The organism is Peteryoungia desertarenae (genome assembly GCF_005860795.2).
Lineage (GTDB): Bacteria > Pseudomonadota > Alphaproteobacteria > Rhizobiales > Rhizobiaceae > Allorhizobium > Allorhizobium desertarenae.
Genome location: NZ_CP058350.1, coordinates 3402562 through 3426785, shown reverse-complemented (window position 1 = coordinate 3426785; position 24224 = coordinate 3402562). Strand labels below are relative to the sequence as shown.

Here is a 24224-nt window from a genome sequence, read left to right as displayed (position 1 = left end):
TTCTGGATGGGATCGCTTCCTCGTCCAGCACCTTGGGCGACTGTCTCTTGAGGCAGTCGCCCCTTTTTTGCTCAAGCACTTCCCTCGACTTCGACGGTCAGCCGAACACTGCCGCGATTGTTGCCATAGGTCTGCCAGGCGTCATTGGCAAAGCAGTATAGGTAGCCGTTCGCCTGCGGCGTAATCGTCGTGCCTTGGCCAATGATGAAGACCTCGTGCGGCAAATGATCCACGGCGTTTTCGTCATCCGACTGGCGTGGCGGCGGATGGTTGTTGGCGATCAGACCGATCAGGGCGAACCAGGGTGCGTTCTCCTCGCGCTTGGTATACCAGAAATCGACCTGCTTGTTCTTCAAGAGTTTCTTCGTCAGGTTCTCGACCTTGCCAAACAGGGATGAGACCATGTGAGCGGCCTCGCTTGGGTGGAACCGACCATCCTTGGTGCCGCCTGGGCCGGCCTTGATCGAGGCATCCATCCATTCGCCGCTCGCCTTCAGGCGATAGGTGGTTCCAGCCTCAAGATAGATGCCCGTCGCGTTCCACGGATCATTCGCGTAGATCGTGGCGGTCGTGGGGAGCGTGCGATTGACCCAATAGTCGCCCTGCGTCAGCGGCGGGTTCTTCTGGCGCGCCAGTGCCGAGGCATGCACGCTTGGCGAGGCTTTGCGGCTTTCGACCAGCGGCACGGCGCGGGGTCGGGTCTTCATCTTCTTGAAGACGCCTGAGACAGAGTCATGCAGGATATCCTTGTCATTCGGCTTGATCTGGGAGAGCGCCTCCTTGCGGAAGGCGAGGCCGGCCTTGTCGGCCTCTTCGATCATCCAGCGCAGCGCGCCGTCTGAAAGCCCCGTCTGGGCATAGCCGCCGCCGACATTTCCATGCACGCCCGGAAACCAGATCTGCTGCATGTCGACCTTCGGATTGTCCTGCCAGAGTGTTGGCAAAAAGCTCTGGCGTTTTTCATCCATGGCAACGGCATGGCGCGCGTGGACGACGATGTCGCTGATTTCCGTATCGTGGAAACGATGACCGATCGGATTATCGAAGAGGTTGAGAAAGGCAAGATCGTCCGGAATGCCGAGCGCGCCGACCGTATCCCACACACCGATGAAGTGGATCGGTGTCGTCTTTGTCGGGAAAACTCCCGTCTCGGCGTTGTGGAAGGGCAGATCGGCGCGCGCCTTGATCGAACTTGGCCCCTTGGACCGATAGGCAGCGAAGATTTCGTCGACGGCGGCCCAGGCCTGTTTGGGGTGGTTGTCGAAAGGCAGATCCGCAAGGCCGCATTTGGAAATCATGCCGCCCAGGCTGCGCACCGTATAGGCACCACGGCTGAAGCCGACGAGGAAGATGCGGTCCCCGGGCCTGTAGGTTGCGGCAAGCCAGCGGTAGGCGCTCTTGACGTTCTTGCCCAGTCCCTTGCCCGTGCTGCCGCCGATCAGGCGTTTCAGTTTTGAGCCATCGGTGCCGATACCGGGGTGGTAGTATTTTTCTTGGCGGGCACCGTTTTCATCTTCGGGCGCAACCGCATTGTAGAATTTCCAGACATTTGTCGGTGTGGGAACGCCCTTGTCATTCATATCGGGCGTATTCCAGGTCCCGTCGGCGCAGACGACGATGTTCATGGTGCGGCTCCCGTGATCATATGCTCCTGCTGATTGCACATCATGCCATGGCGCCCGCAAATCGCAATGCTTGGTTGGTCGATCTGGTGCGGTTCCGCTCGACGGTGGAAAAACCGCAACAGGCCCCTTGTCACCAGCGTAGCCGAAGATGATGCTCCGACCAAAGCTTTGGGGGAGACACAGGTGACAGTGGCATCAGACATTGAAATTGCACGCGCGGCCCGAAAGCTGCCGATCCAGACCGTCGGCGAAAAGCTCGGGATCGATGCCGACAGCCTCATTCCCTTTGGTCATGACAAGGCGAAGATATCCGCAGGCTTCATCGACAGGCTGAAGGATCGCCCCGACGGCAAGCTCATTCTGGTAACCGCGATCAATCCGACGCCTGCCGGCGAGGGCAAGACCACCACGACGGTCGGTCTCGGCGACGGGTTGAACCGCATCGGCAAACGGGCGGTGATCTGCATCCGTGAGCCGTCGCTCGGTCCCTGTTTCGGGGTCAAGGGAGGCGCTGCCGGCGGCGGCTATGCGCAGGTCGTGCCGATGGAAGAGATCAACCTGCATTTCACCGGCGATTTTCACGCGATCACCTCGGCCCATAATCTCTTGTCCGCACTGATCGACAACCATGTCTATTGGGGCAACGAGCTGGGCATCGATACGCGCCGGATCACCTGGCGGCGGGTCATGGACATGAATGACCGGGCACTGCGCGAGATTGTCTCCTCCCTTGGAGGCGTGTCCAACGGCTATCCGCGCGAGACCGGTTTCGATATCACCGTTGCCTCGGAAATCATGGCGATCCTGTGCCTGGCGAATGATCTTGCCGACCTCGAGCAGCGGCTTGGCAACATCATCATCGGCTATCGGCGCGACAAGAGTCCGGTCTTTGCGCGTGATCTGAAAGCCGATGGAGCCATGACTGTGCTGCTCAAGGAGGCCCTGCAGCCGAACCTCGTGCAGACGCTCGAAAACAATCCGGCGCTTGTCCATGGCGGACCATTCGCCAATATCGCTCATGGCTGCAATTCCGTCGTGGCGACGAAGACGGCGCTGAAGCTTAGTGATTACGTCGTGACGGAAGCCGGTTTCGGGGCCGATCTTGGTGCGGAAAAATTCTTCGACATCAAGTGCCGCAAGGCGGGGCTGACGCCCTCCGCCGTCGTGCTCGTGGCAACGGTCCGGGCGCTGAAGATGAATGGCGGCATGGCCAAGGAGGATTTGGGACAAGAGAATGTCGAGGCCGTTCGGCTCGGTGCTGCAAACCTTGCCCGGCATCTGGAAAACCTTGGCAAGTTCGGTGTTCCGGCGGTGGTCGCGATCAACCATTTCGTCAGCGATACCCAGGCGGAAGTTGACTGCGTCAAGGCGGTCGCCACCGAACTCGGGTCCGAAGCGGTTCTGTGCCATCACTGGGCCAAGGGCTCAGCCGGGATCGAGGAACTGGCTCACAAAGTGATTCAACTGGCCGAAAAAGACAGCAAGTTTTCAACGCTTTATGCCGATGAATTGCCACTCTTTACCAAGGTCGAGACAATTGCCCGCGAGATTTACCGCGCCGGGGCGGTGACTGCCGACAAGGCGGTGCGCCAGCAACTGGCAGAATGGGAGATGCAAGGCTATGGCCATCTGCCGGTCTGCATGGCGAAGACGCAATATTCCTTCTCCACCGATCCGACCCTGCGCGGTGCTCCCGTCGGTCACGGCGTGCATGTGCGGGAAGTCAGGCTCTCTGCCGGCGCGGGTTTTGTCGTCGCGATCACCGGCGAGATCATGACCATGCCTGGCCTGCCGCGATCGCCATCCTCCGAGCGGATTTTCCTCGGGCAGGGTGGTCAGATCGAAGGGCTGTTCTGACTGCACGAGCCCTCTCAAAACTGTTGTATTTTTGTCATGGCGAAGCGCGCGTAAATTCATGACTTAAAGAATCATGTTTTATATGTTGACACAAACAATCATGTTTTATACGGCGTAATTGAGGCAGCGATCAGCCGCCACTTGAATTTTGACGAAAAGCAACTGGCCCGACTGCATCCCGACGGGTGCCGGATCGCTGAACTGTGGCCATTGAAAGGAAACCAACGCATGAGCCGCCGCTCTTTCCGCTCCGTCCTGCTCGCCTGCACGGCCATCACTCTTGCCCTGCCAGCAGCCAATGTCATCGCCCAGGACGCAACCGCCTCCACAGCCGCAGCGGAAACCCAGCTGGATACGATCGTCGTCAAGGGGCAGCGGATCAAGGCAGGCTCGGTGGCTGATACGCCGCTCGCGACCGAAACGACGGCAGAGGAGATCCGTCAGCGGGAGCTCAACAACGCTCGGGATCTGGCGCGGGGGCTTGGCCCGGGCGTCGATTTCGTCGAGACGAAGCCCGGCAAGCAGGGCGGTCTTTTCATTCGCGGTCTGGGTGGTGCGCGCGTCACGACGCTGATCGATAACATTCCGCTGGCCTTTTTCGAAAACGATCCGCGCGCCGGGGTACAAACCACGGCCATGAGTGACGCAAACAACAGCTACGACTTCTCCTCGCTGTCCACCATCGATGTCCTGCGCGGTGCTGATTCCAGCCGTATCGGGTCCGGCGCACTCGCCGGCGCGCTGGTGCTGCGCACCCTTGAGCCTGAAGATCTGATCGAAGGCGACCGTGACTGGGGCGGCGTTGCAAAGGCAACCTATGACGGTGAGGACAAAAGCCTTGGCGGTTCCGTTGCTGTTGCGCGCAAGGTTGAGAATACCTCCGTCCTGTTTCAGGGCAGCTACAAGCGTGGACACGAGCGTGATAGCCAGGGTGACACCGATATTCTGGGCCCTTCGCGCACCAAGGCCAATCCGCTGGACTCCGAGCAGAACAGCGTCCTCCTGAAGGTTCGGCAGGATCTTGAAGGTGGTCACCGGATTGGCGTGACCGGCGAGCGCTTCCAGCTCGATACCGCTTCCGACCTGAAGACGGTCCAGAGCTCTGTCTTGTTCGGTCCCAACCGTTTCAGTCCGGGCAACTATTCCGGTTATGACGATACCGTGCGCGAACGCATCTCCTTTGACTACAGCTATGAGGCGCTCGCTGATGATGCTTTCATCGACGCTGCAAGGCTCACCGCCTATTGGCAGCGACTGAGCAAGGATGCGGGCTCCTTCGGCAGCCTCACCAACAACACGCTCTACGCGCGTGAAAATGCCATGCAGGAGAGTTCCTATGGCCTGACCGGGGATGCACTCTCAGAGTTTCAGACCGGCAATTTCAGCCATGAATTGCGCTGGGGTGGATCCTTCCAGATCCTGGAAGCCGAGCAATTCCTTGCGGCAGTCCCCGTCACGGCTTCGCAGGCAGACATTCCCCTGGTGGACGGCACAAAGTTCGGATTCTTCATCGAAGACCGTATCGCCTTTGGCGAGACTGGCTTTGCCCTGACGCCGGGGCTGCGCTTTGACTGGTATGAATACGAGCCTCAGGCGACCAGCGATTTCACAAGAAATCCCGGCTTTGCCCGTTTCGGCTTTCCGACCGATCAGAGCGACAGCCAGTTCTCGCCCAAGCTGCTCGCCACCTATGACGTGACGCCGGATCTGCAGATCTATGCCCAGTGGTCGATGGCTTACCGGGCGCCGACCGTCAACGAGCTTTATGTCAATTTCACCAACGTCAATGCAGGCTATGCAAATGTCGGGAACCCCACGCTCAGCCCCGAGACAGGCCATGGCTTTGAGCTTGGCGCCAAGTATGAGACAACAGATCTGACCGCTGGAATCTCAGTTTATCACAACCGCTACCGAAACTTCATAGACAGCTTCACCACCACCACCACGGCTGTTACGGCGCCGGGGCCGGGCGGGCTACCGGGTAACCTTGTGACCTATCGCAACCGCGACAATGTGGAGATATCCGGTATCGAGCTGCGTGGGCGTCAGGATTTCGCAAACGGCTTCTTCCTTGAGGGATCGCTTGCCTATGCCTATGGCAAGGATACCAATACCGGCGAGCTCATCCGGACGGTCGCTCCCTTCAAGTCCGTGCTGGGCGTTGGCTACGAACAGGATACCTGGGGCCTTAACCTGACAACGACCCTTCAGGCCGGCATGAGGGAGGATGGACCGCAGCGCAACACATTGGGTTCAGGCACCTTCAACACCTTCGATGCACCCGGCTACGGCGTGGTGGATCTTGCGGGTTGGTGGGAGCCGGAACAGGCCAAGGGTCTGCGCATCCAGGCCGGTGTCTACAACATCTTTGACAAGACCTATTGGAACGGTGTCGCAACCCGCAATGTGAGTACAAGCACGGTCAGCAGCACCAACCAGCCGGTTGCCTTCTACTCCGAGCCGGGCCGGACCTTCAAAATCTCGCTGACCCAGAAGTTCTGAGTCTGGGGCATTTTCGGTGATCTCGGGATCACCTTCAATGCTCTATGCTTCTGCTTTGTTACGCATTGTCCAACGCCGAAGCGATCGCGCTTCGGCTGGAAATACTCTCGCGACGCTAGGCAAGGGCGCGGTCTCTCTTTTGTGGCCGCGTTCCTGCCGATGCCAAGGCGGGTCAGGCCGCTTCAACGACCCGCCCGGCCAGCCGGCCACGTCGCGCGAGCGTTTCGGCAACATCTTCTGGTCGATCCCGCACTCTTTGCCGACGGTTGAACACAAACTGACTGACCAAGCGAACCAGTTCGCGCACTTCGTTTGACAGTGTATGGGTCGCGGCCGTGGTTTCCTGTACCATGCCGGCATTCTGTTGAGTCAGCTGGTCCATCTGGTTGACGGCCTCGCTGATCTCGGCGATGCCGGAGGCCTGTTCCTCGGCGGCGATGGCGATGGCTTCGACGTCCTCGGAAATTGAAATGATGCTCTTCTCGATGTCCCCCAAGACGCTGCCGGTGTCGTTCACAAGGGCCACACCGTCGGCGACCTCCCGGACTGACTGGGAGATCAGTCCATTGATTTCCTTCGCTGCCGTTCCCGAGCGCTGGGCGAGATCGCGGACTTCCTGCGTAACAACGGCAAAGCCCTTTCCGGCTTCTCCGGCACGGGCTGCTTCGACGCCGGCATTGAGCGCAAGAAGGTTCGTCTGGAAAGCGATCTGGTCAATGACATCGGTAATCTTAGCGATGCTGGCAGAGGCCGCTTCAATGCGGCGCATCGCTTCGACAGCCTCGCCGACGACCCTGCTCGACCGCTCGACCCTTTGGCGGGCTTCCCGGGTCATGGTTCTTGTGTTGCGGGTACGGGTTGAGGAGGTCTTGATATTGGCGGCGACCTCCTTGAGGGCAACCGCGCTTTCTTCAACGGCGGCAGCCTGCTGTTCTGTTCGCCTTGCCAATTGATCGGTCGACTGTTGCAGGGCCGTGCTGTTAGCCTCGATTTCGCTGGCCTTTTCCAGAACCCGGCTCATCGTGCCTTGAAAGACGGCCAGGGACTTGTTGAAATCATGGCGCAACTGCTCGAACTCCTCGCGGAATGGCTGATCCAGGGTTTCGCGAATGTTGAACTGCGACAGCCGTTGCAGGCCAGCGCCCAGTTCATCAATGACCCGCTGGAGATTGGCAGCCTGTTCTGTCTGCTCGGCAAGACGTTGCGTTTTTTCCGCATCAGCCTCCTCACGACGCAGGGCGACCTCCTGCTCCAGTCGCCGGTTTTCCAAGCCTGCCTGGCGAAACACCCCGACAGCTTGAGCCATCTCGCCGACCTCATCGTGACGGGCAGTATGAGGAATCGAGGTCTCGAAGTCGCCTTCGGCCAGGCTCTTCATCGACCGCGCGAGATCCTGCAGAGGGTAGATAGCCCTTCGCCGGAATACCGCCAGGCCACCGACAAGGGCCAGGATAGCACCGGCGGCGCTTGTCGCGGCGAGAAGGCTGTAGGAGAGCATCGTCTGGCGGGCGCGGCTTTCCACGCTTTCTAGCGACCGGGATGCCGCTTGTACCAGGTCCTCGACTGCAGCTTTCTCTGCAAGAAAATAAGGCCGGAGATTATCAAGGGCTGCCCGCCGCTGGCCATAGTCACCGCTGTCGAGAGCGGGGATAAGGACGTCGTCCATGACCTGCCAGAAATCCTGTCCCTTGGACTTGACCTCGGCTTCCAGTACCTGGCGGGTGGTGGCGTCAAGGTCCCTGCCGAGCCAGAAGTCCAGCCGGATCTTGTAGTTCTGCTGCAGCTTGCGAATCTCGCCGATATTGGCTGCGGCCAGGTCTGGATTGAGGGCTGCCTCTGTTGCCAGCAGATAGGCTTCGACCACGAAGATCGGAGGCGGCATGATGTCTGCTATCAGGTCCTTCGCTTCGATGATCCGGGCATATTCTGGACCCTTGATCCGCACCGTGCTCAAGGCGAATGCCGTGACTGCAATCGCAATGATCAAGGCAGTGGAAACGAATAGACCCAGAACAAAAAGACTGCGAGACAGGGTAAACCACATGTTATTCCCTCGGTTGGCCGCTGATGGGCGCGTCGTCGATGACGACTGGAGTGCTTTGGTTGTGCATGATGAATGATAATCGCATTGCGATAGTTAGTTTATTCTTAAAGTTGAATTTCCTTATTCAGTTCTCTCATTTGACGCTTTTGCCTTTCTCCGGACCACGCGATGCACCCTCTTGCGCAAGGCCTCGGGGCGCGTTATCAAAACCTCCATGAAGATCGTATCGAAGAACAATGCTTGGTGGTGGGCACGCTGACGCGGCCTTGACCAGTCATGTCTTCTGACGATTGACCCCAAAGCCGCCCGGAAACTCTCCTGAGGCGGCTTTTTCGTATTCAAGGCCTGAGGAGAAGGGCCTTGACGAATGGAGAAGAACGGAAATGTCGACGATTTTGCAGGAAGACGGCTCGGAAGCCTATCAAACGCGCGGCGGCGTGACCGTCACGCGCAAGCGGCGGCCGACGCCCTATGGTGATGCCATCTCCAGCTATGTCGACAGGCTTGACGAGCGTCGCGGTGCCGTCTTCTCGTCCAACTACGAATATCCGGGCCGCTATACCCGCTGGGACACCGCCATCGTCGATCCGCCGCTCGGCATTTCCTCCTTCGGCCGCAAGGTCTGGATCGAAGCCTATAACGGTCGCGGCGAAGCGCTGCTCACCATGATCGCCGAGGCTCTGACCTCGGTCGAGGATCTGGCGCTGGGGGCACGCACTGCGACGCGGCTCGATCTCGACGTCAAGCTGCCGTCGCGCGTTTTCACCGAAGAAGAGCGCTCGAAGATGCCGACGGTGTTTACGGTCCTTCGCGCCATCACCGCGCTGTTCTACTCCGAGGAAGACAGCGCCATCGGCCTGTTCGGTGCCTTTGGCTACGATCTCGCCTTCCAGTTCGACGCCATCGACCTTAAGCTTGCGCGCCCGGATGATCAGCGCGATATGGTGCTCTTCCTGCCGGACGAGATCCTGGTCGTCGACCATTATTCGGCCAAGGCCTGGATCGACCGCTACGACTTCACCAAGGGCGGTGTGACGACCATCGGCCAGTCGGAAGAAATTGCGCCTGAGCCCTTCCAGCATACCGATACGATCCCGCCGCGCGGCGATCATCGTCCGGGCGAATATGCCGAACTGGTCGTGAAGGCCAAGGAGAGCTTCCGCAAGGGCGACCTGTTCGAGGTCGTTCCCGGCCAGAAGTTCATGGAACGCTGCGATTCCAAGCCTTCGCAGATCTCCAAGCGGCTGAAGGAAATTAATCCGTCGCCTTATTCCTTCTTCATCAACCTCGGCGACCAGGAATATCTCGTCGGCGCTTCGCCGGAGATGTTTGTGCGGGTAAATGGCCGGCGCATCGAGACCTGCCCGATCTCCGGCACAATCAGGCGCGGCGCGGACCCGATCGAGGATTCGGCGCAAATCCTGAAGCTTCTCAACTCCAAGAAGGATGAGAGCGAGCTCACCATGTGCTCGGATGTCGACCGCAACGACAAGTCCCGCGTCTGCGAGCCCGGTTCGGTCAAGGTCATCGGCCGCCGCCAGATCGAGATGTATTCGCGCCTCATCCACACAGTGGACCATATCGAAGGTCGCCTGCGCGACGGCATGGATGCCTTTGACGGCTTCCTCTCCCATGCCTGGGCGGTCACCGTGACAGGCGCGCCGAAGCTCTGGGCCATGCGTTTCATCGAGAAGCATGAGAAGAGCCCGCGCGCCTGGTATGGTGGTGCCATCGGCATGGTCGGCTTCAATGGCGACATGAACACCGGTCTGACGCTGCGCACGGTGCGTATCAAGGACGGCATTGCCGAGGTGCGTGCCGGTGCGACGCTTCTAAACGACAGCGACCCGCATGAAGAAGAAGCCGAAACCGAACTGAAGGCCTCTGCCATGATTGCAGCCATTCGTGATGCCAAGAGCGGCAATGATCAGTCCTCCAAGCGTGGCGTGGCCCGGGTGGGCGAGGGGGTCAATATCCTGCTCGTCGACCACGAGGACAGTTTCGTGCACACGCTGGCCAACTATTTCCGCCAGACGGGCGCGACCGTGAACACGGTGCGCACGCCTGTGCCGGAAGAGATCTTCGAGAGCCTCAATCCGGATCTCGTCGTGTTGTCTCCCGGTCCCGGCTCGCCGACAGATTTCGACTGCAAGGCAACCATCAAGAAGGCGCGGGCGCGAAACCTGCCGATCTTTGGCGTGTGCTTAGGGTTGCAGGCGCTGGCCGAAGCCTATGGCGGGGAGCTGCGCCAGCTCGCAATCCCGATGCATGGCAAGCCGTCGCGCATCCGCGTGCTGGAACCCGGCCTCGTTTTCTCGGGGCTCGGCAAGGAAGTGACCGTCGGCCGCTACCACTCGATCTTCGCCGATCCGGCGACGCTGCACCGCGATTTCATGATCACCGCCGAAAGCGAAGACGGCACGATCATGGGCATCGAACACACACGAGAACCGGTGGCCGCCGTGCAGTTCCACCCGGAGTCGATCATGACGCTCGGCGGCGACGCCGGCATGCGGATGATCGAAAACGTGGTGGAGAAGCTCGCAAAGCGGAAGAAGGTCAAGGCGGCGTGAGGAAATAGGCGGGGCGCTTCGGCGCCCCAAGTGTTTTTAAAACAGGCTCCAGACGCTGCCAGCGGATATCAGTGCGGTTCCGATTACATAGAGGGTTCGGAAGATCCATTGGTTGAGCCGCTCACTCAGTGTATTGCCCTTGAACGATTGGATGCTCCAGCCCTGTAGCGCAAGAGTTGCCCACATAAGAATTGTCGTGCCGACGACAACGATACCAATGGCGAACTCTAATTGTGGACCAATACTGGCACCAAGAAGGCTGCCTATGGCAAATCCGGTTCCCATCGCGACAAGTCCCCAAAACGCCGATTGGCAGAGCCCACTTCTGATCGCGTGCAACCGACTTCCCTCATGGGCAGAGGTAGGTGCTGCATTGAGTTTTGCGTTGTCAGCCTCTTCCTCGCTTATGAATGCTTGAGGTGCGAACAGGGCCAGCCAGACCAATCTAGCTTTCTGGAAAAATGTTAAAGGCGTACCGGTGTAAGGCAATTGTGGGTGAACCTCTCCAGTTAGACACTCATCTGCGGCTCTCGTCACGCCGCCCTCGGCTCTATCCGTTTCAGCTCGTCCTCGATCTCGCGCCGCCGCTGCATGAGGTCGTAATCGGCCTGCAGTGCGGGGAAGAAGCCCTCAGACACCCCGAAATAGCGCGAGAGCCGCAGATCCGTGTCTGCCGTCAGAGACCGCTTGCCGAGCACGATCTCGTTTATACGGCGGGGCGGCACGTTGACCGCCCGCGCCAGGGCATTCTGGCTCAGTCCCATGGGCTTCAGGAAATCCTCAAGCAGGATATCGCCCGGATGCGGATTGGGCAGCAGTTCAGTCATGGTAGTCGACAATCTCGACATCGCTTGGCCCTCTGTCATTCCAGATGAAGCTAATCCGCCGTTGATCGTTGATCCGGATGCTGTACTGCCCGAGCCTGTCACCTTTCAGAGCCTCTGGTTCAATTCCTGGTGGTATGCGCAAGTCTTTCAACTGATGAGCACTATTCATCAAACGCAGTTTTCTGAGTGCCACGACCTGTATATCTGGCGGAAGCTTTCTGCTTCGCTGGCCATACCAGATGCGCTCGGTTTCAGCGTCCATGAAACTCTGGATCATGATGCAGCGTAACGCGCTGCGTCATAATTCGCAACGCGTCCACCTGTGCACACCCAACATCCCGCCTTGACCTTTCCTCAACCCTTCGCCATTACACTGCCCACATCCAACCGAACCGCCCGCTTTGCCGGGCGGTTTTGTCGTTTTTGGAATTGCGTCTGCAATTCACTCGCATCTGCAGGGACGAACGTGCCATGGAGGCTCGAAAAGACAATCTGGTGGAGCGGCTGGCCTTCTGGGGCATTCCGCTCGCCTTTGGTGTCATGGGGCTGAAACTTGTGGCCTGGTGGTTCACGGGCTCGGTCGCGCTGCTTTCCGATGCGCTGGAATCGACGGTCAACGTAATTGCCGCCTTCATCGCCTATTTCGTCATACGCTATGCGCAGAAGCCGGCGGATAACGACCATCCCTATGGTCACCACAAGGCGGAGTATATCTCTGCCGTGGTCGAGGGTGTGCTGATCGTGGTGGCGGCGCTCGTCATCATCAATGAAGCCGTGTCGGCGCTCGCCAATCCCGAAATCCTCGATGCGCCGGCGCTTGGCCTTGCGATCAACGCGGCTGCAGGGGTGATCAACCTGATCTGGGCGCGCGTCCTGATCCGGGTCGGCAGGAGCCATCGCTCACCGGCTCTCTTGGCGGATGGCCATCACATCATGTCGGATGTGGTGACCTCGGCTGGCGTGCTTGTGGGCCTGCTGGCGGTGCTCGTGACCGGCTATGCGATCCTGGATCCGCTGCTTGCCATGATCGTTGCCATCAACATCCTCTGGCAGGGCTGGAAGGTCATTTCACGCTCGGTTGATGGCCTGATGGACAAGGGTGTCGATCCGGCAGAAGAAGAAGCGATCAAGAAGGCGATTGCCGAGAATGCGCAAGGGTCGCTCGGTGTGCATTATCTTCGCACACGTCAGGCCGGGGCTGTGACATTTGTTGCCTTTGATCTCGTTGTTCCTGCCGCTATGACGGTCGTTGAAGCCCATGCAATCTGCGACCGACTGGAGGCAGCGGTAAGGGCCGTTCTGCCGGGCGGGCGTGTCACCATTCATGTCGAACCTGAAACTGAAATGGCCCATGGCGTGGGCGTCAAAGTAAAGGAGAAGAAACGATGAGCAAGACGGATGTCTCCGGCCTCTCCCAGCTCGGCCAGTCTGTTGAAGCCCCGACCAGCCCGGAAACGGCGGTACTGGAACGCGTACCGAATTCGAATGCCGGTACCGATTACGTCGTGCGCTTCACCGCACCGGAGTTCACCTCGCTCTGCCCCATGACCGGCCAGCCGGATTTCGCCCATATCGTCATCGACTATATTCCGGGCGACTGGCTGGTGGAATCGAAGTCGCTGAAGCTCTTCCTCTTTTCCTTCCGTAACCACGGTGCGTTCCACGAGGATTGCTCGGTCTATATTGCCAAGCGGATCGTTGAGCTGCTTGATCCGAAATGGCTGAGGATCGGTGCCTACTGGTATCCGCGCGGCGGTATCCCAATCGATGTTTTCTGGCAGACGGGTGAAGCGCCGAAGGGCGCCTGGCTGCCGGAGCAGGGGGTCCCCACCTATCGCGGTCGTGGCTGAGACCTTCTGCCTGCATCCTGCACAAACGCAAACGGCGGCCGGCGAGCCGCCGTTCTCAGTTTCTCCAATGCCCCATCAGCCGGGTTCGCTGCCATCGGCATGGCCATGGAAGAGGGCGAAGATTGCGACCATTGCCGCATAGGTGGACTTAAGCAAAGCTTGCGGTTTGATGGCCGCACTCGATACAGCCGAGGTCCGCCCGGCGTCTTTTCAGCAAGTCCAATTTTGGGGTGATTTACAACCCCGACATGCATACTCAACCATGGGCTTCTATTAAGCCTATGAAAAAGCTTGTCTTTTTTTGTTGTATATCTGCAATTAATCACCCTTAAGTTTTTGTTAACCGAGACTGGACTCGTGTAAAAAACAACGTATAGGTTGAGAAACATAAGAAACAACACGAATTAACGGAGTTTGTCATAGCATAGCGTCAAATATAATCGGTTATGTCTGGCAATTGGTTAAACTATGTCGTGGATGCACCTCTGATGCGCATTCATGTTTTCTTATATATCTGGGTGTTGCGCCTTTTGTTTTTGGCTGAATTCTGAAATTCCTCCGAAATAATTCGGAGGATAACAATGCTTTGTGTCATGATGTCTGCAACCTGGACTAGGTGAGAGCAGATGAGACCCAAGGTGTCTTGAACATGAAAAGGAGAAAAACATGAAAACTGTTATTGTAGCATCGCTCGTCGCGCTGATGTCGTCGTCGGTTGCTTTCGCTGAAGGCCGTGGTCGTGGTTGGGACGCAGACCTCAGCCAGGTCAGCATCGGCGTTCAGGACGCGCTGAACAAGATCACCGACGCTTCCAAGGCTCTGGACGTCAGCCAGACCGCAGTCAACGCTGCCAACCTGATCAACCTTCCCTCGGATGACATCAACTCGATCGAGCAGAAGTCGATCGGCAGCCAGCTGTCTTCCAACTTCATCGAGTTCAGCAAGAGCTTTGATGCCAACGCAGCCGTTGACGGTGTGCTGGTTCCTTCAACGCAGTCTGCAACCAATGTTGCCAACAGCGTTTCTGTAGAAGAAATCAACGACACGCTGAAGCAGTACTCTGACACTGCTCAGGTGGCCAAGAACATCGCAGATTCGACCCGCTTCAGCACCAATGTCTGGGATCTGAAGCAGACCTCAGTCAACGCCGCCAACCTTGTGACCGTCGCCGAGCTGGATACCCGCATTGAAGTCAGTCAGCTGTCCCTCACGGACCAGTTCGCCATGAACAAGCTCGACGTCAACGGTGCCGTGACCAATGTTGTTCAGAGCGCCACCAATGTTGCCAACTCCATTGGTGTTGCCACCGGCCAATGATCTGACAGGAGGGATCAGGCCAGTCCTTGGCCTGATCCCTCGCTTCTCGCGTGAACTGGGGTCCGGTTCATCATGATCCGGGATTTGTAAGATGTGCATGTCAAGGCGTTTTCCGTTCTTCGTGCCGATGGTGCTTCTGGCCTTGTTGCCGGCGCAGGCTGCTGCTGAATCCGCCCATCTGCAGGTGATCCCGTCCCAGCAGATCCTGCCAAAACAGATTTTCCAAAGGGCGCTCGGTTCTCAAGTCGCAGAACAGGACTTCACCCTCGGCAATAACAGCGAGGTACTTACCCTTCGCCAGACTGCCGGCAACGCCGTGAATGTGGTGGATCTGGGCGAGCAGGCGATCGATAGTGCGTCACAGTATTTCGACGGTCAGCAACGCTCCCTGAACGAGATCGTGCTCAACACGATGGGTGCCTTACAAAAAATTGACCAGCGCGCAGCCAATATCTCGGGTGCGATTGTTGGCGGGCAGATCGGCAATGTTGATCAGACCTTTGCCAATGGTGCTCTTCAGCACGCAAGCAACACGCTGGATATTGCCGGACTTCCCTCGGATATCCGCCAGTCGGGTATCAATACGATCAACGTGATCTATTCCCGCGAGTCGGTTGCCATCAGTTCCCAGAACATTTCGGAAAAGGCGAGCCAGATGGTCGACAACCATATGATGGTCAGAAAAGCCGGTGGAAGTGGCGCGATCATCCAGAATGGTACCAATCTCGGCAATATCATCGTTGCCGGAACGATCGGTGAAGTCGTGCGCGATTTCTCCGGCGACCAGATCGTCTCGAATGTCATCACCCTTGAGGAAGGTGCCAGCTACGGCTCCATCACCCAGTCAGGTTTGAACATCGCCAACTATATCGAGGCGGAAAGCATCGGTCAGTTGCGCCAGACGTCGACCGGTCGTCAGGTCGTTGAGAATGCCGTGCAGTATCAGACCCTGAACGGGCTGACGCGCAAGATCACCGAACCGCGGATCTCGCAGAATTCCGCGAATTTCGTCAATCTTATTGTTCTAAAACCGACATCGATGGGTGGTTCTGACCAGGCCTCTGATATCATGCAGACTGCGGATTTTGAACAGAAGGTCTCGGGCTCAGACACGGGGACGACCCAGTCCGGCAATGCCCTGACGATCGAGCGTTAACACGGCATTCAGCCGCCCCATCTGTCCGGTCGTTCCGTGAAAACTCCCGTCGTTTTACCTGTAATCCCCGCAGTCCGCCTCCTGGCACCACTGGGGAAATTGCACCATCGGGGCTGCTGGCCACTGTTCCGGCTTCTTTTCCATATAGGCGGCTGCCGCCATGTAGTAATCCCGTTGCGCCCGGTTCAGTTTCTGTGAGCAGAGATAGGCGGCATGCTGTTTGATCAGTTTAGCGATTGCAGATTTTGTCTCTTCATCGACGGGTTCCGGGATCGGCTGATTGAGCATGGCGAAGTAGGCGTCGATCTCTGACAGCTGACTTTTCGGCGACCCCTGAACGAAAGATTCGCAGGTGTCGCTGACACGCTTCAACTCTACCATTGATCGCACCAGTCCTTCGACAGGAACCTGATCCTGACCCTTTGCAGCTGCGCCGGATAATGCAACCATAACGAATAAAAGGGGTAGCGATATCATGGTGCGCACGTCAAGCTCTCCGCAGATTTCGATCATGTTTCAATTCAGGTCTCTCAAGAGTATTTTGACTGAAAATTCAGCATTGTCCAGTTTTGAAGCCATGTATTGAAGGATGTACTCAAGTTGTTGCGTTTGTGCAACTTTGATGCATCCATGAGTGGAAATTAGTTCGGGATTCCGAGTTTCTTCGCTGAGGCTTTTGGTCTTCGGTGCTATGGTCCCGCCAGACGTCGCGCGAGCGACAAGCATTTTGGCTCAATCTATTAGAGGTTGCTATGAGCGGTTTCTTCACAAGAGGTGCCTTGGCGGCGCTATTGGCATTGCTCGGGGGCTCTGCTTCGGCCAACGGCATTGGCGAGGACCGACCGTTTCAATTCCGGTCCGCCAATGAACGGCAGGTTCTGTTGAACCTCGAGCGGACCCGGCTTGAGCAGAAAAGCGGTCTTGGCGTTGGCTCGGCAGCGGGCCTCGGTACCCAGCAGACCGGCAACTCAACGAGCATCATCATCAGTGGCTCAGGCAATAATACGATCACCACGAGCCAGACGAATTCCGGTGCCCAGACGATTCTGGAAAGCAATGACTCGTCCGTACTGAACAATAACTGAGGTCCATGCTGATGACTTTCCCAAAACTCGGCGGCCTCGCCTTGCTCCCCGTTCTTTTTCTCGCCGGATGCCAGTCGCAGGTTGCGGAAAAACCGCCAAAGGAACCATTTCTGGGGCCTGTTCCAATTGCGGCGCGGACGCCTGTCGACAAGGCGCTGGAATGCCTGGCTCAATCCCCGGAAGTGAAACGCAGCAGCAAGATGTATGCGGTCCATGTGATCACGGACCAGACCGGGCGCTATTCCTCGGACGAGGCGGGCAATTTCCTGCCGCGTGACAGTGCCGGCATGATGGTATCACTGCTGCAGAAGGCTGGCGTCAAGCAGGTCAACCGCACCAATACCGCTGTTCCCGAGTGGGAAATTGCGCGCGCCCGGGAGCAGATCCTGGGTGATGGCGGCAATGTCGTGATTGGTGACGAGAGCCTTCCGTTTCGTCCGCTGGTCAAGGGAACGTTGCGCGGTTCGGACTATGTCATCGATGGTGCGATCACGCAGCTTGACTTCAACAGCTATTCCGGCGGCATTGAAGCAACCGTTGGCGGTGGTGGCCTCGGGGTACGGCGTTTTGCAGTGACAGCGGCCGTCGATATTCGTGTCACCGATACCAAGACCACTCAGATTATCGCCGCCAAGTCCTATTCCAAGCAGGCGGTGGGTCGTGAGGTTTTTGCTTCGGTTTTCCGCTTCTTCTCGGACGAACTCTTCGATATCAAGATCGGTGACAAATCGCAGGAAGGTCTACAAGCGGCAATCCGCTGGGTCCTGGCCGATGCTACCTATGACATCGTCAAGGATCTGAGCGGGCACAATGGGGCCTGCGACCGCTTCCTGCCTCAGGCTTCACAGGATGATCGTGCGGAAACCGCCGAAGCGCCAACCGGTTAAGCTTGTCTGGCTTGCCGGTTAACCTCTTGCGCAGGGATGGCCGGCATCTGGGTTGCAAATCCCGGTTTTGTTTCCGCCGCTTTGTCGTTCCTGTTGTCTTTGCGGGACGGATTAATCCCCCCGCAGGCTGTTGTGCCGGTCTTTCTGAGGGTGCTCCCGCACATCGATGATTGATCGCATCAATGGTCATCCCGGATTAAACGCTCTAGTTGTTTCTGCCGTCTGGTCGCCCAGCGCCTTGATGGCACTCTTTCTGCCAAAAGAGTTGCCTGTACCTGTCCTTTGCGCCCCCGTGTTTCTTTTGTTGCGCTCTTCAAGATGATGAAGAAGTCATTGAAGATAAATCATAATATTCCTCCACTGGTCGGTTTTTTCGGAACCCAAAGCGGCATCGTGGATTTGAACTCATGTGCCGACGGCGCAGGAGATCGTTCCGCGACGACAGGCATTTCGTTTTTTCAGGTTTTCCTGAGTTACAACCTTTGAAAGAGAGGTCACCATCATGAAAATGATCTATGTTACCGCCCTTCTGGCCGGGACCGCGCTTGCGCCGGCCACCACATTTGCCCAGCAGCAGGACACCGTAGCTGCTACCCAGACTCAGGGCCAGGCCCAGATGTCGCCGGTTCAGGAGCATATCCGTCAGGCCTTGCGCGCTCTTGATCAGAACGACTTGCAGGCGGCTCGTCAGGCCGTGCAGGAGGCTCGTCGCCAGTTGACGGAGCAGGCGCAGAACCAGCCTGAAGCCAATCTCAATCGGATCCGCCAGCCTCTGCAGGAAGCTTCTCAGGCCCTGTCGCAGCGCAATGCCGAAGAGGCGGAACAGGCTCTTGACCGCGTAGACCAGCAGTTGGCGACAATGGAGCGTCGTGGCAACCGACAGGGTCAGCAGAACGCCCAGAATCTAAACGCTGATGTTGCTGTGCAGGAGGGTGAGGCTTCGATCCGGGTTGACGTGCCGGAACCGGATGTAACGGTTCGCCAGCCGAGCCCGGAAGTTGCCGTCAGCCAGCCGCAGCCGGAAATCATCGTCCGCCAGCCGGCCCCTGTCGTGACGGTCGATATTCCGCAGCCGCAGATCACGGTGCGCATGCCGCAGCCGAACGTGAATGTGAGCCAGGCTCGACCGCAGGTTCAGGTTCAGCAGGGCGAGCCGGATGTCCGCATCAGCGAGGCCCAGCCGCAGGTTCGCGTCAGCGAAGGTGATGAACAGGCCAATGTCCAGGTCCAGCGCTCCGGCGAGCCGATGGTCCGCTTCCAGGAAAGCGATCAGCAGCCGCGCGTTCGCTATGAGAGCGAAGAGGCGCAGGTTCGCGTCAACCGTCCCGAAGGTGGTCCTGAGGTCCGCTTTGAGGACCAGAACCAGCAGGCATCCGCCAACCGCGAGGAGCAGATCGATCGCCAGAGCACCGCATCGACGGCGTCCGGTCGTCAGGCGCGGGAAGGGGAGGACATGGCCATCGGTGCCCGCTCGACCCGTGACGTTCCGCTGACCGTCAGCGAAATCAAGGACTACGACATCGTTGGCGCTAACGGTAACGATCTTGGTGACATCGAGGAGGTTGTGAGCGTGAATGGCCGTCTGCATGCGGTCGTCACATCCGGCGGCTTCTTCGGTCTCGGTGAGGACCGCGCGGCCATTCCGCTTTCGTCGCTTTATGTGTCCAATGAAGAGACACTGCTGGCACCGAATGTCAGCGAGCAGCGCATCGAAGGCCTCGCCAACTTCCCGCTGGAGCAGTACCGGCCTCTGGACGACGAACGCCGGATCACCCTTGGCGGCAGCTGAGGGCCAGAGAACCCATGATAAAGCAAAGGCGGCGGTTCTGCCGCCTTTGTCGTGACATGGCTACCGATGTCGCCTTTCAGCGACGTTTGTCTGGATGCGCATCCAGCACTTCGGCACAGCGTGAAAGGCTCAAGCCTTCGCCATCCGTGTCGTTCGAGGCGCGGATATTGCGGATGATCTGGGTCGTGTCGACGGTGATCTGCAATTCGCAGAACAGATCTTCATAACGCGGCGGTGAGATCATCTGGGCCGGTCTGCCCGGCGTCACGCCAACAACGCGGGTTTCGGTCACTGTCACACCCGGCTGTGTTTCGCGGGTTTCGGTTCGCACCGTCGCCTGGGCCGGCTGTGCGCTGGTATAGGTCGGGGCGATGTAGCGGGTCGTGTCGCCACCGCGCCAGGTATAGATGACATTGCCGCTCTGCATGGCAAATTCGGAAACCGGTGGCCCGTGACGGATGAAGAAGGCCTCCACTGGCTGGCCGATCCAGCGCGATTGAATGACCTGCTGCGCCTCTTCTGTGGTCGTGCAGGCGCTGAGCACCATGGCAACCAAAGCCAGATGAATGAGTTTACCGTTCATGAGCTTTTCCCCCTTGTCCCCTTGCAGACTGGTTGGCCCTGCAATTCACCGCAGACCCTCAAGGTCCGCAAGGGCCATAGCGCAGGTGCGTTTGACGACACAAGTCGCTTGCTCGAATGCGGACAGTTTTGGTCTCTTGACGCATGATCTTGTTGACACGTGTCAGTTTATGACAGGCGGATGGAACCCGAAAGATAAATCCGTGGCCTTCAAAGGCGAACTTGTTTGCGCCACGGGCCTCGCGCCCCATATGGTTGCCTGAAAGGTGTCGTCCAGCGCGCGGACGCCAGCATGCCGCAATTTCGCCCAATGATCAGGGAGACCATTCTTGTTTGCATTCGACAACAGTTATGCACGATTGCCGGAGCGGTTCTATCGGATGGCCAAGCCTGCCACTGCCCGTGCGCCGCAGCTGATCCGCGTCAACCGCCCACTGGCCGCCGAGCTTGGTATTTCACTAGATCACGCCGACGATACACGACTTGCCCAGGTCTTTTCCGGCCAGATCCTGCCTGTCGGGGCCGAACCTATCGCCCAGGCCTATTCCGGCCACCAGTTCGGCCATTTCAACCCCCAGTTGGGCGATGGGCGCGCGCTTTTGCTGGGCGAGGTCATCGACCGTTCGGGTGCGCGACGGGATATCCAGTTCAAGGGGTCGGGGCGCACGGCCTTCTCGCGCAGTGGTGACGGCCTGGCTGCTCTTGGTCCAGTCCTTCGGGAATACATCGTGTCTGAAGCCTTTCATGCGCTTGGTATTCCTGCCACGCGGGCACTGGCTGCGGTCGCCACCGGCGAGCAGGTGATCCGCGAGATTGCCCTGCCGGGCGCTGTCTTTACCCGCGTTGCGGCGAGCCATATCCGGGTGGGGACCTTCCAGTATTTTGCCGCACGTGGCGATACGGAAGGCATCAAGACCTTGGCTGACCATGTCATTTCCCGCCATTATCCGGAGGTTCGACAGGCCGACAACCCCTATGTCGCGCTGCTGCGTGCCATCGCCGGTCGGCAGGCCTCCCTCATCGCCCGCTGGCTGTCCATCGGCTTTATCCATGGAGTGATGAACACCGACAACATGGCGATTTCCGGCGAGACGATCGATTTCGGCCCCTGCGCCTTTCTGGATGAGTATGATCCGCGCAAGGTGTTTTCGTCGATCGATCAGCATGGGCGCTATGCCTACGCGAACCAGCCGGGTATTGCCCAATGGAACATCGCCCGGCTTGCCGAATGCCTGCTGCCGCTGCTGGATGAGGATGAGGACAAGGCGGTCGAGGCTGCCAATTCGGCTCTGTCGGAGTTTGGCGACCTGTTCCAGTCGGCCTGGCTTCATGCTTTCCGCCAGAAGCTCGGGCTGACGGGGGAGGGCGAAGACGACCGTCTGATGGTGACGGATTTCCTCGAACTCATGCATCAGGGTGAGGCCGATTTTACGCTGGTCTTCCGGGCGCTATCCAAGGTGGCGGGTGGTGCTGCCGTCGAGACACTGCTCGACCAGTTCAAGACACCGCTCGGTCTTTCCGACTGGCTGACGCGCTGGCGTGCCCGGATTGATGACGGACGGCCACAGGACGCAGTCCAGAGGGCGATGGAGGCGGTGAACCCTTATCTTATCCCGCGCAATCACAGGATCGAGGAAGCCATTCAGGCTGCCCTCTATGGCGACTTTTCCTTCTTCCACAGGCTCGTGGATGCGCTTGCCAAGCCCTATGATGAAGAACCGGCTCAGGCAGATCTCGCCATCCCGCCGGCACCGGAGGAGCGGGTTACCCGGACCTTCTGCGGGACGTAAGCACCACCGGCATCCTATGTTCATAAAGGGGTGGACCAGATTTCCATCGATAGACACGAAACCTGGTCCATTTGCTTCCATGCTTTAAAAGTCCTGCCAGTCTTTCGAAACATCCATTGCCGTATTGCCCCTGCTTGCAAAGGCCGTGGCAATCTTGGTGCCGAGGCGTTTCACCGCTGACTGGGCCGGGCTTTTGTGGGTTTGGCTGCTCTCCCTTGAAGATGTTGCGGTTTGCCCCGCATTTGACCGATTGCCCAGATCAAAGCGCAAGACAATACCGTCCAGTGTGTGAGCCTCGTCGTTGAGGGCTCGGCAGGCGGTCGTCGTTAGTTCGGCCATGGCGGCGTTTTCCTGCGTGACCCGGTCCATATGGTTGACCGAGCTGTTGATTTCGGAAATCGCCGTCGACTGTTCCCGGGAGGCCGTGACGATTTCGCCGATCAGATCCGTGACCTTGAGGATTTGAGCCTCGATCTCCATCAAGGCCTTGCCCGTCTGGTTCACCAGCGCCACGCCATTGGAGACCTGCGATGACGATGTCGTCACCAGCGTCTTGATTTCCTTTGCCGCAGTCGCCGATCGCTGAGCAAGCTCCCGTACCTCCTGCGCGACAACGGCAAAGCCCTTGCCGGCTTCTCCGGCACGCGCCGCCTCGACACCGGCGTTCAGTGCCAGAAGGTTGGTCTGGAAGGCGATTTCGTCGATGACATTGATGATCTGACCAATCTGGTTCGACGAGTTGGCAATCTCGTCCATGGCAGCGATGGCGTCCTTGACAACGATGGCGGATTGCTCGGCCCCGCCGCGTGTGGCGTTCATCATCGAGCTGGCTTCGTTTGCCCGCTCGGTCGAATTCTTGACCGTTGACGTCACCTGATCAAGCGCCGCTGCCGTCTGCTCGATCGTCGCAGCCTGCTGTTCGGTGCGCTTCGAGAGATTTTCAGTCGCATTCGCCATTTCAGCGGCGCTGTTGCGAACCATGGCGGTCGAGGACACGATTTCGCCCATGGAGCGGGCCAGGGTATCGAGGCTGGTGTTGAAGCCGACGCGCAGGTTCTCGTAGGTGTCCCTGAAGGGTTCGGCGATCCTGAAGGCCAGATTCCCGGCTGCCAGCTGGGTCAGGCCTTCGTTCAGCCGGCTGATGACCATTTGGCGGTACTCATCCTCGGCCAGTTTCTCGGCCGCAATCGCCTGCTCACGGGCAATTTCCTGCTCCCGCATGGCTTCGCGCTGTTCGCGGTTCTGCTTGCGCTCAATGGCATTGGCTCTAAACACCGAAACAGAATTGGCAATGGCGCCAATCTCGTCGGTGCGGGTGACATAGGGCACATCCTTGGAATAATCGCCTCCAGCCAGATGACCCATGTAACCCTCAAGGACGCGCAGAGGCGCAAGCGCCTGGCGGTTCAAAACATAGGACAAGATGGCACCGCTGATCAGACCGAGAACGACCAGGGCCGACATGATGCGGCTCAACGTCTCAGCCTGGTCCTCCAGGGTTTGGAAGTTGGCCTGGGCCTTGTTCGCTGCAGCCTCGACAATGGCGTCGACCTTGACATCGGTCGCATCGCTCTCGGACTGAAGCTTCTCGGCGATCTCGTCGAAGCCGGCCATCATCGGATTGCCGGCTTCCGGCCCGCCGGCGACGTATTTCTCGGCCATCGCTTTGCCAGCGTCATAGAAGGCCAGAAATTCGGCTTCCGTCTTGGCAATCTGCGTGGCAATTTCCGGCTCGCCCAGTTCGGTTGCAAGCTGCTTTACCGCCTGAACCTTCTCGCGGAGCGCCTTGACTGACTCTGCGGCGAGCGTGAACCCGTCATCAAGGCCATCCTTGCCCTGGGTTGCGGCAATGTCGGTCAAGGATTCCTGCGTGCCGACAATGTCCAGCTCAATGCCTTTCTGCAGCCTGACCAGCTGCAGGACTTGTCTATTCAGTGCCTTTTCAGCGCTGAAGATTTCCATGCCGGCATGCATCTGCCGTTCCGACAGATAGGCAGACAATCCCAAGGCGCCTGCAGCGATCATCGACACAGACATGATGCCGAGGGGAATGAGTATTCGCAATTTCATGAAGACAGCTTTCCAATTTTCCAATCCAAGACGACCCGTCAGGGGCAGGACCTTGCCGTTTTTCGGACGATGGCTCGCTGTTTCCCGGCACTCCCCGCACTAAATTTAGGGATCAATGCAAAAGAAACTGTTAACCTAAAAAAGCGGCTCGATCGCCTGTCGGCAGAGGCTCCCCTAATCCGTGCGCCCGGCTTGATCGCCGCAAACATCTTGCCCGCGACGCGGGGCATGGCGATGGTGCCGGTTGCGGGACAATTCGCGCCTTGCCGC

General features: G+C 58.4%; 19 protein-coding genes. 11 read left to right on the top strand and 8 right to left on the bottom strand.

Going from position 1 to position 24224, the window contains the following annotated elements; all coding sequences use genetic code 11:
• Positions 1 to 71: 71 nt before the first annotated feature.
• Positions 72 to 1625 carry a DUF2235 domain-containing protein gene (locus FE840_RS16645; protein WP_138287740.1) on the bottom strand — a complete coding sequence of 518 codons (1554 nt, stop codon included), beginning with the start codon at positions 1623 to 1625 and terminating at the stop codon, positions 72 to 74.
• Positions 1626 to 1808: 183 nt separating this feature from the next.
• Here FE840_RS16645 and FE840_RS16640 point away from each other — a divergent pair, with 183 nt between their 5' ends.
• Positions 1809 to 3482 (top strand): formate--tetrahydrofolate ligase, encoded by a 1674-nt coding sequence (locus FE840_RS16640; RefSeq protein ID WP_246318796.1) that lies wholly within the window; start codon positions 1809 to 1811, stop codon positions 3480 to 3482.
• A 228-nt stretch (positions 3483 to 3710) separates the two neighbouring features.
• Positions 3711 to 5984: a TonB-dependent hemoglobin/transferrin/lactoferrin family receptor gene (locus tag FE840_RS16635; protein ID WP_138287738.1), complete on the top strand. Its 2274-nt coding sequence runs from the start codon at positions 3711 to 3713 to the stop codon at positions 5982 to 5984.
• Positions 5985 to 6156: 172 nt separating this feature from the next.
• On the opposite strand, the gene FE840_RS16630 is transcribed toward FE840_RS16635, so the two are convergent.
• Positions 6157 to 8028: a methyl-accepting chemotaxis protein gene (locus FE840_RS16630; protein WP_138287737.1), complete on the bottom strand. Its 1872-nt coding sequence runs from the start codon at positions 8026 to 8028 to the stop codon at positions 6157 to 6159.
• A 383-nt stretch (positions 8029 to 8411) separates the two neighbouring features.
• Between FE840_RS16630 and FE840_RS16625 the strand changes: the two genes are divergently transcribed.
• A complete protein-coding gene (locus tag FE840_RS16625; protein ID WP_138287736.1) occupies positions 8412 to 10601 on the top strand; it encodes an anthranilate synthase in 2190 nt (729 codons plus the stop codon).
• Between the two features lie 36 nt (positions 10602 to 10637).
• On the opposite strand, the gene FE840_RS16620 is transcribed toward FE840_RS16625, so the two are convergent.
• Genes FE840_RS16620 through FE840_RS16610 form a run of 3 tightly spaced genes read right to left on the bottom strand, consistent with a single transcriptional unit; the run spans position 10638 to position 11705 of the window.
• A complete protein-coding gene (locus FE840_RS16620) occupies positions 10638 to 11138 on the bottom strand; it encodes a hypothetical protein (protein WP_138287735.1) in 501 nt (166 codons plus the stop codon).
• A complete protein-coding gene (locus tag FE840_RS16615; protein WP_138287734.1) occupies positions 11135 to 11449 on the bottom strand; it encodes a HigA family addiction module antitoxin in 315 nt (104 codons plus the stop codon). Before FE840_RS16615 ends, FE840_RS16620 begins: the two co-directional genes overlap by 4 nt.
• Positions 11421 to 11705: a type II toxin-antitoxin system RelE/ParE family toxin gene (locus tag FE840_RS16610; protein ID WP_138287733.1), complete on the bottom strand. Its 285-nt coding sequence runs from the start codon at positions 11703 to 11705 to the stop codon at positions 11421 to 11423. The genes FE840_RS16615 and FE840_RS16610 overlap by 29 nt, the downstream gene beginning before the upstream one ends.
• A 194-nt stretch (positions 11706 to 11899) precedes the next feature.
• Here FE840_RS16610 and FE840_RS16605 point away from each other — a divergent pair, with 194 nt between their 5' ends.
• The 4 genes from FE840_RS16605 (at position 11900) to FE840_RS16590 (ending at position 15751) form a co-directional block, all read left to right on the top strand.
• Positions 11900 to 12817, top strand: coding sequence for a cation diffusion facilitator family transporter (locus FE840_RS16605; RefSeq protein WP_138287732.1), 918 nt, complete (start codon positions 11900 to 11902; stop codon positions 12815 to 12817).
• Complete coding sequence (gene queF, locus FE840_RS16600; RefSeq protein WP_138287731.1) at positions 12814 to 13278, top strand: preQ(1) synthase; 465 nt, start codon at positions 12814 to 12816, stop codon at positions 13276 to 13278. The genes FE840_RS16605 and queF overlap by 4 nt, the downstream gene beginning before the upstream one ends.
• A 666-nt stretch (positions 13279 to 13944) precedes the next feature.
• A complete protein-coding gene (locus FE840_RS16595; RefSeq protein ID WP_138287730.1) occupies positions 13945 to 14595 on the top strand; it encodes a hypothetical protein in 651 nt (216 codons plus the stop codon).
• Positions 14596 to 14692: 97 nt separating this feature from the next.
• Positions 14693 to 15751, top strand: coding sequence for a hypothetical protein (locus tag FE840_RS16590; protein ID WP_138287729.1), 1059 nt, complete (start codon positions 14693 to 14695; stop codon positions 15749 to 15751).
• A gap of 54 nt (positions 15752 to 15805) precedes the next feature.
• Here FE840_RS16590 and FE840_RS16585 read toward each other — a convergent pair whose 3' ends face one another.
• A complete protein-coding gene (locus tag FE840_RS16585; RefSeq protein ID WP_138287728.1) occupies positions 15806 to 16264 on the bottom strand; it encodes a hypothetical protein in 459 nt (152 codons plus the stop codon).
• Positions 16265 to 16503: 239 nt separating this feature from the next.
• On the opposite strand from FE840_RS16585, the gene FE840_RS16580 reads away from it, so the two are divergent.
• The 3 genes from FE840_RS16580 to FE840_RS16570 all read left to right on the top strand — a co-directional run bounded on the left by FE840_RS16580 (position 16504) and on the right by FE840_RS16570 (position 19512).
• Positions 16504 to 16836, top strand: a complete 333-nt coding sequence (locus FE840_RS16580; RefSeq protein ID WP_138287727.1) for a hypothetical protein — start codon at positions 16504 to 16506, stop codon at positions 16834 to 16836.
• Positions 16837 to 16847: 11 nt separating this feature from the next.
• Positions 16848 to 17723 (top strand): CsgG/HfaB family protein, encoded by an 876-nt coding sequence (locus tag FE840_RS16575; protein ID WP_171033719.1) that lies wholly within the window; start codon positions 16848 to 16850, stop codon positions 17721 to 17723.
• A gap of 502 nt (positions 17724 to 18225) precedes the next feature.
• Positions 18226 to 19512: a PRC-barrel domain-containing protein gene (locus tag FE840_RS16570; RefSeq protein ID WP_138287725.1), complete on the top strand. Its 1287-nt coding sequence runs from the start codon at positions 18226 to 18228 to the stop codon at positions 19510 to 19512.
• A gap of 76 nt (positions 19513 to 19588) precedes the next feature.
• Here the strand turns inward: FE840_RS16570 and FE840_RS16565 are convergent, their stop codons facing one another.
• The gene (locus FE840_RS16565; protein WP_138287724.1) at positions 19589 to 20095 is read right to left on the bottom strand and encodes a hypothetical protein; all 507 of its coding nucleotides are present in this window, start codon (positions 20093 to 20095) and stop codon (positions 19589 to 19591) included.
• Between the two features lie 379 nt (positions 20096 to 20474).
• Between FE840_RS16565 and FE840_RS16560 the strand changes: the two genes are divergently transcribed.
• Positions 20475 to 21884 carry a protein adenylyltransferase SelO gene (locus tag FE840_RS16560; protein ID WP_246318923.1) on the top strand — a complete coding sequence of 470 codons (1410 nt, stop codon included), beginning with the start codon at positions 20475 to 20477 and terminating at the stop codon, positions 21882 to 21884.
• Between the two features lie 84 nt (positions 21885 to 21968).
• On the opposite strand, the gene FE840_RS16555 is transcribed toward FE840_RS16560, so the two are convergent.
• Positions 21969 to 23954, bottom strand: a complete 1986-nt coding sequence (locus FE840_RS16555; RefSeq protein ID WP_138287722.1) for a methyl-accepting chemotaxis protein — start codon at positions 23952 to 23954, stop codon at positions 21969 to 21971.
• Positions 23955 to 24224: the final 270 nt, after the last annotated feature.

Coding starts and splice junctions, on each gene's coding strand:
- FE840_RS16585 (WP_138287728.1), bottom strand. CDS start 16,264: ATGATCGAAATCTGCGGAGAGCTTGACGTGCGCACCATGATATCGCTA.
- FE840_RS16575 (WP_171033719.1), top strand. CDS start 16,848: ATGACTTTCCCAAAACTCGGCGGCCTCGCCTTGCTCCCCGTTCTTTTT.
- queF (WP_138287731.1), top strand. CDS start 12,814: ATGAGCAAGACGGATGTCTCCGGCCTCTCCCAGCTCGGCCAGTCTGTT.
- FE840_RS16560 (WP_246318923.1), top strand. CDS start 20,475: ATGGCCAAGCCTGCCACTGCCCGTGCGCCGCAGCTGATCCGCGTCAAC.
- FE840_RS16645 (WP_138287740.1), bottom strand. CDS start 1,625: ATGAACATCGTCGTCTGCGCCGACGGGACCTGGAATACGCCCGATATG.
- FE840_RS16590 (WP_138287729.1), top strand. CDS start 14,693: ATGTCAAGGCGTTTTCCGTTCTTCGTGCCGATGGTGCTTCTGGCCTTG.
- FE840_RS16570 (WP_138287725.1), top strand. CDS start 18,226: ATGAAAATGATCTATGTTACCGCCCTTCTGGCCGGGACCGCGCTTGCG.
- FE840_RS16610 (WP_138287733.1), bottom strand. CDS start 11,705: ATGATCCAGAGTTTCATGGACGCTGAAACCGAGCGCATCTGGTATGGC.
- FE840_RS16630 (WP_138287737.1), bottom strand. CDS start 8,028: ATGTGGTTTACCCTGTCTCGCAGTCTTTTTGTTCTGGGTCTATTCGTT.
- FE840_RS16595 (WP_138287730.1), top strand. CDS start 13,945: ATGAAAACTGTTATTGTAGCATCGCTCGTCGCGCTGATGTCGTCGTCG.
- FE840_RS16635 (WP_138287738.1), top strand. CDS start 3,711: ATGAGCCGCCGCTCTTTCCGCTCCGTCCTGCTCGCCTGCACGGCCATC.
- FE840_RS16605 (WP_138287732.1), top strand. CDS start 11,900: ATGGAGGCTCGAAAAGACAATCTGGTGGAGCGGCTGGCCTTCTGGGGC.
- FE840_RS16565 (WP_138287724.1), bottom strand. CDS start 20,095: ATGAACGGTAAACTCATTCATCTGGCTTTGGTTGCCATGGTGCTCAGC.
- FE840_RS16625 (WP_138287736.1), top strand. CDS start 8,412: ATGTCGACGATTTTGCAGGAAGACGGCTCGGAAGCCTATCAAACGCGC.
- FE840_RS16580 (WP_138287727.1), top strand. CDS start 16,504: ATGAGCGGTTTCTTCACAAGAGGTGCCTTGGCGGCGCTATTGGCATTG.
- FE840_RS16615 (WP_138287734.1), bottom strand. CDS start 11,449: ATGTCGAGATTGTCGACTACCATGACTGAACTGCTGCCCAATCCGCAT.
- FE840_RS16555 (WP_138287722.1), bottom strand. CDS start 23,954: ATGAAATTGCGAATACTCATTCCCCTCGGCATCATGTCTGTGTCGATG.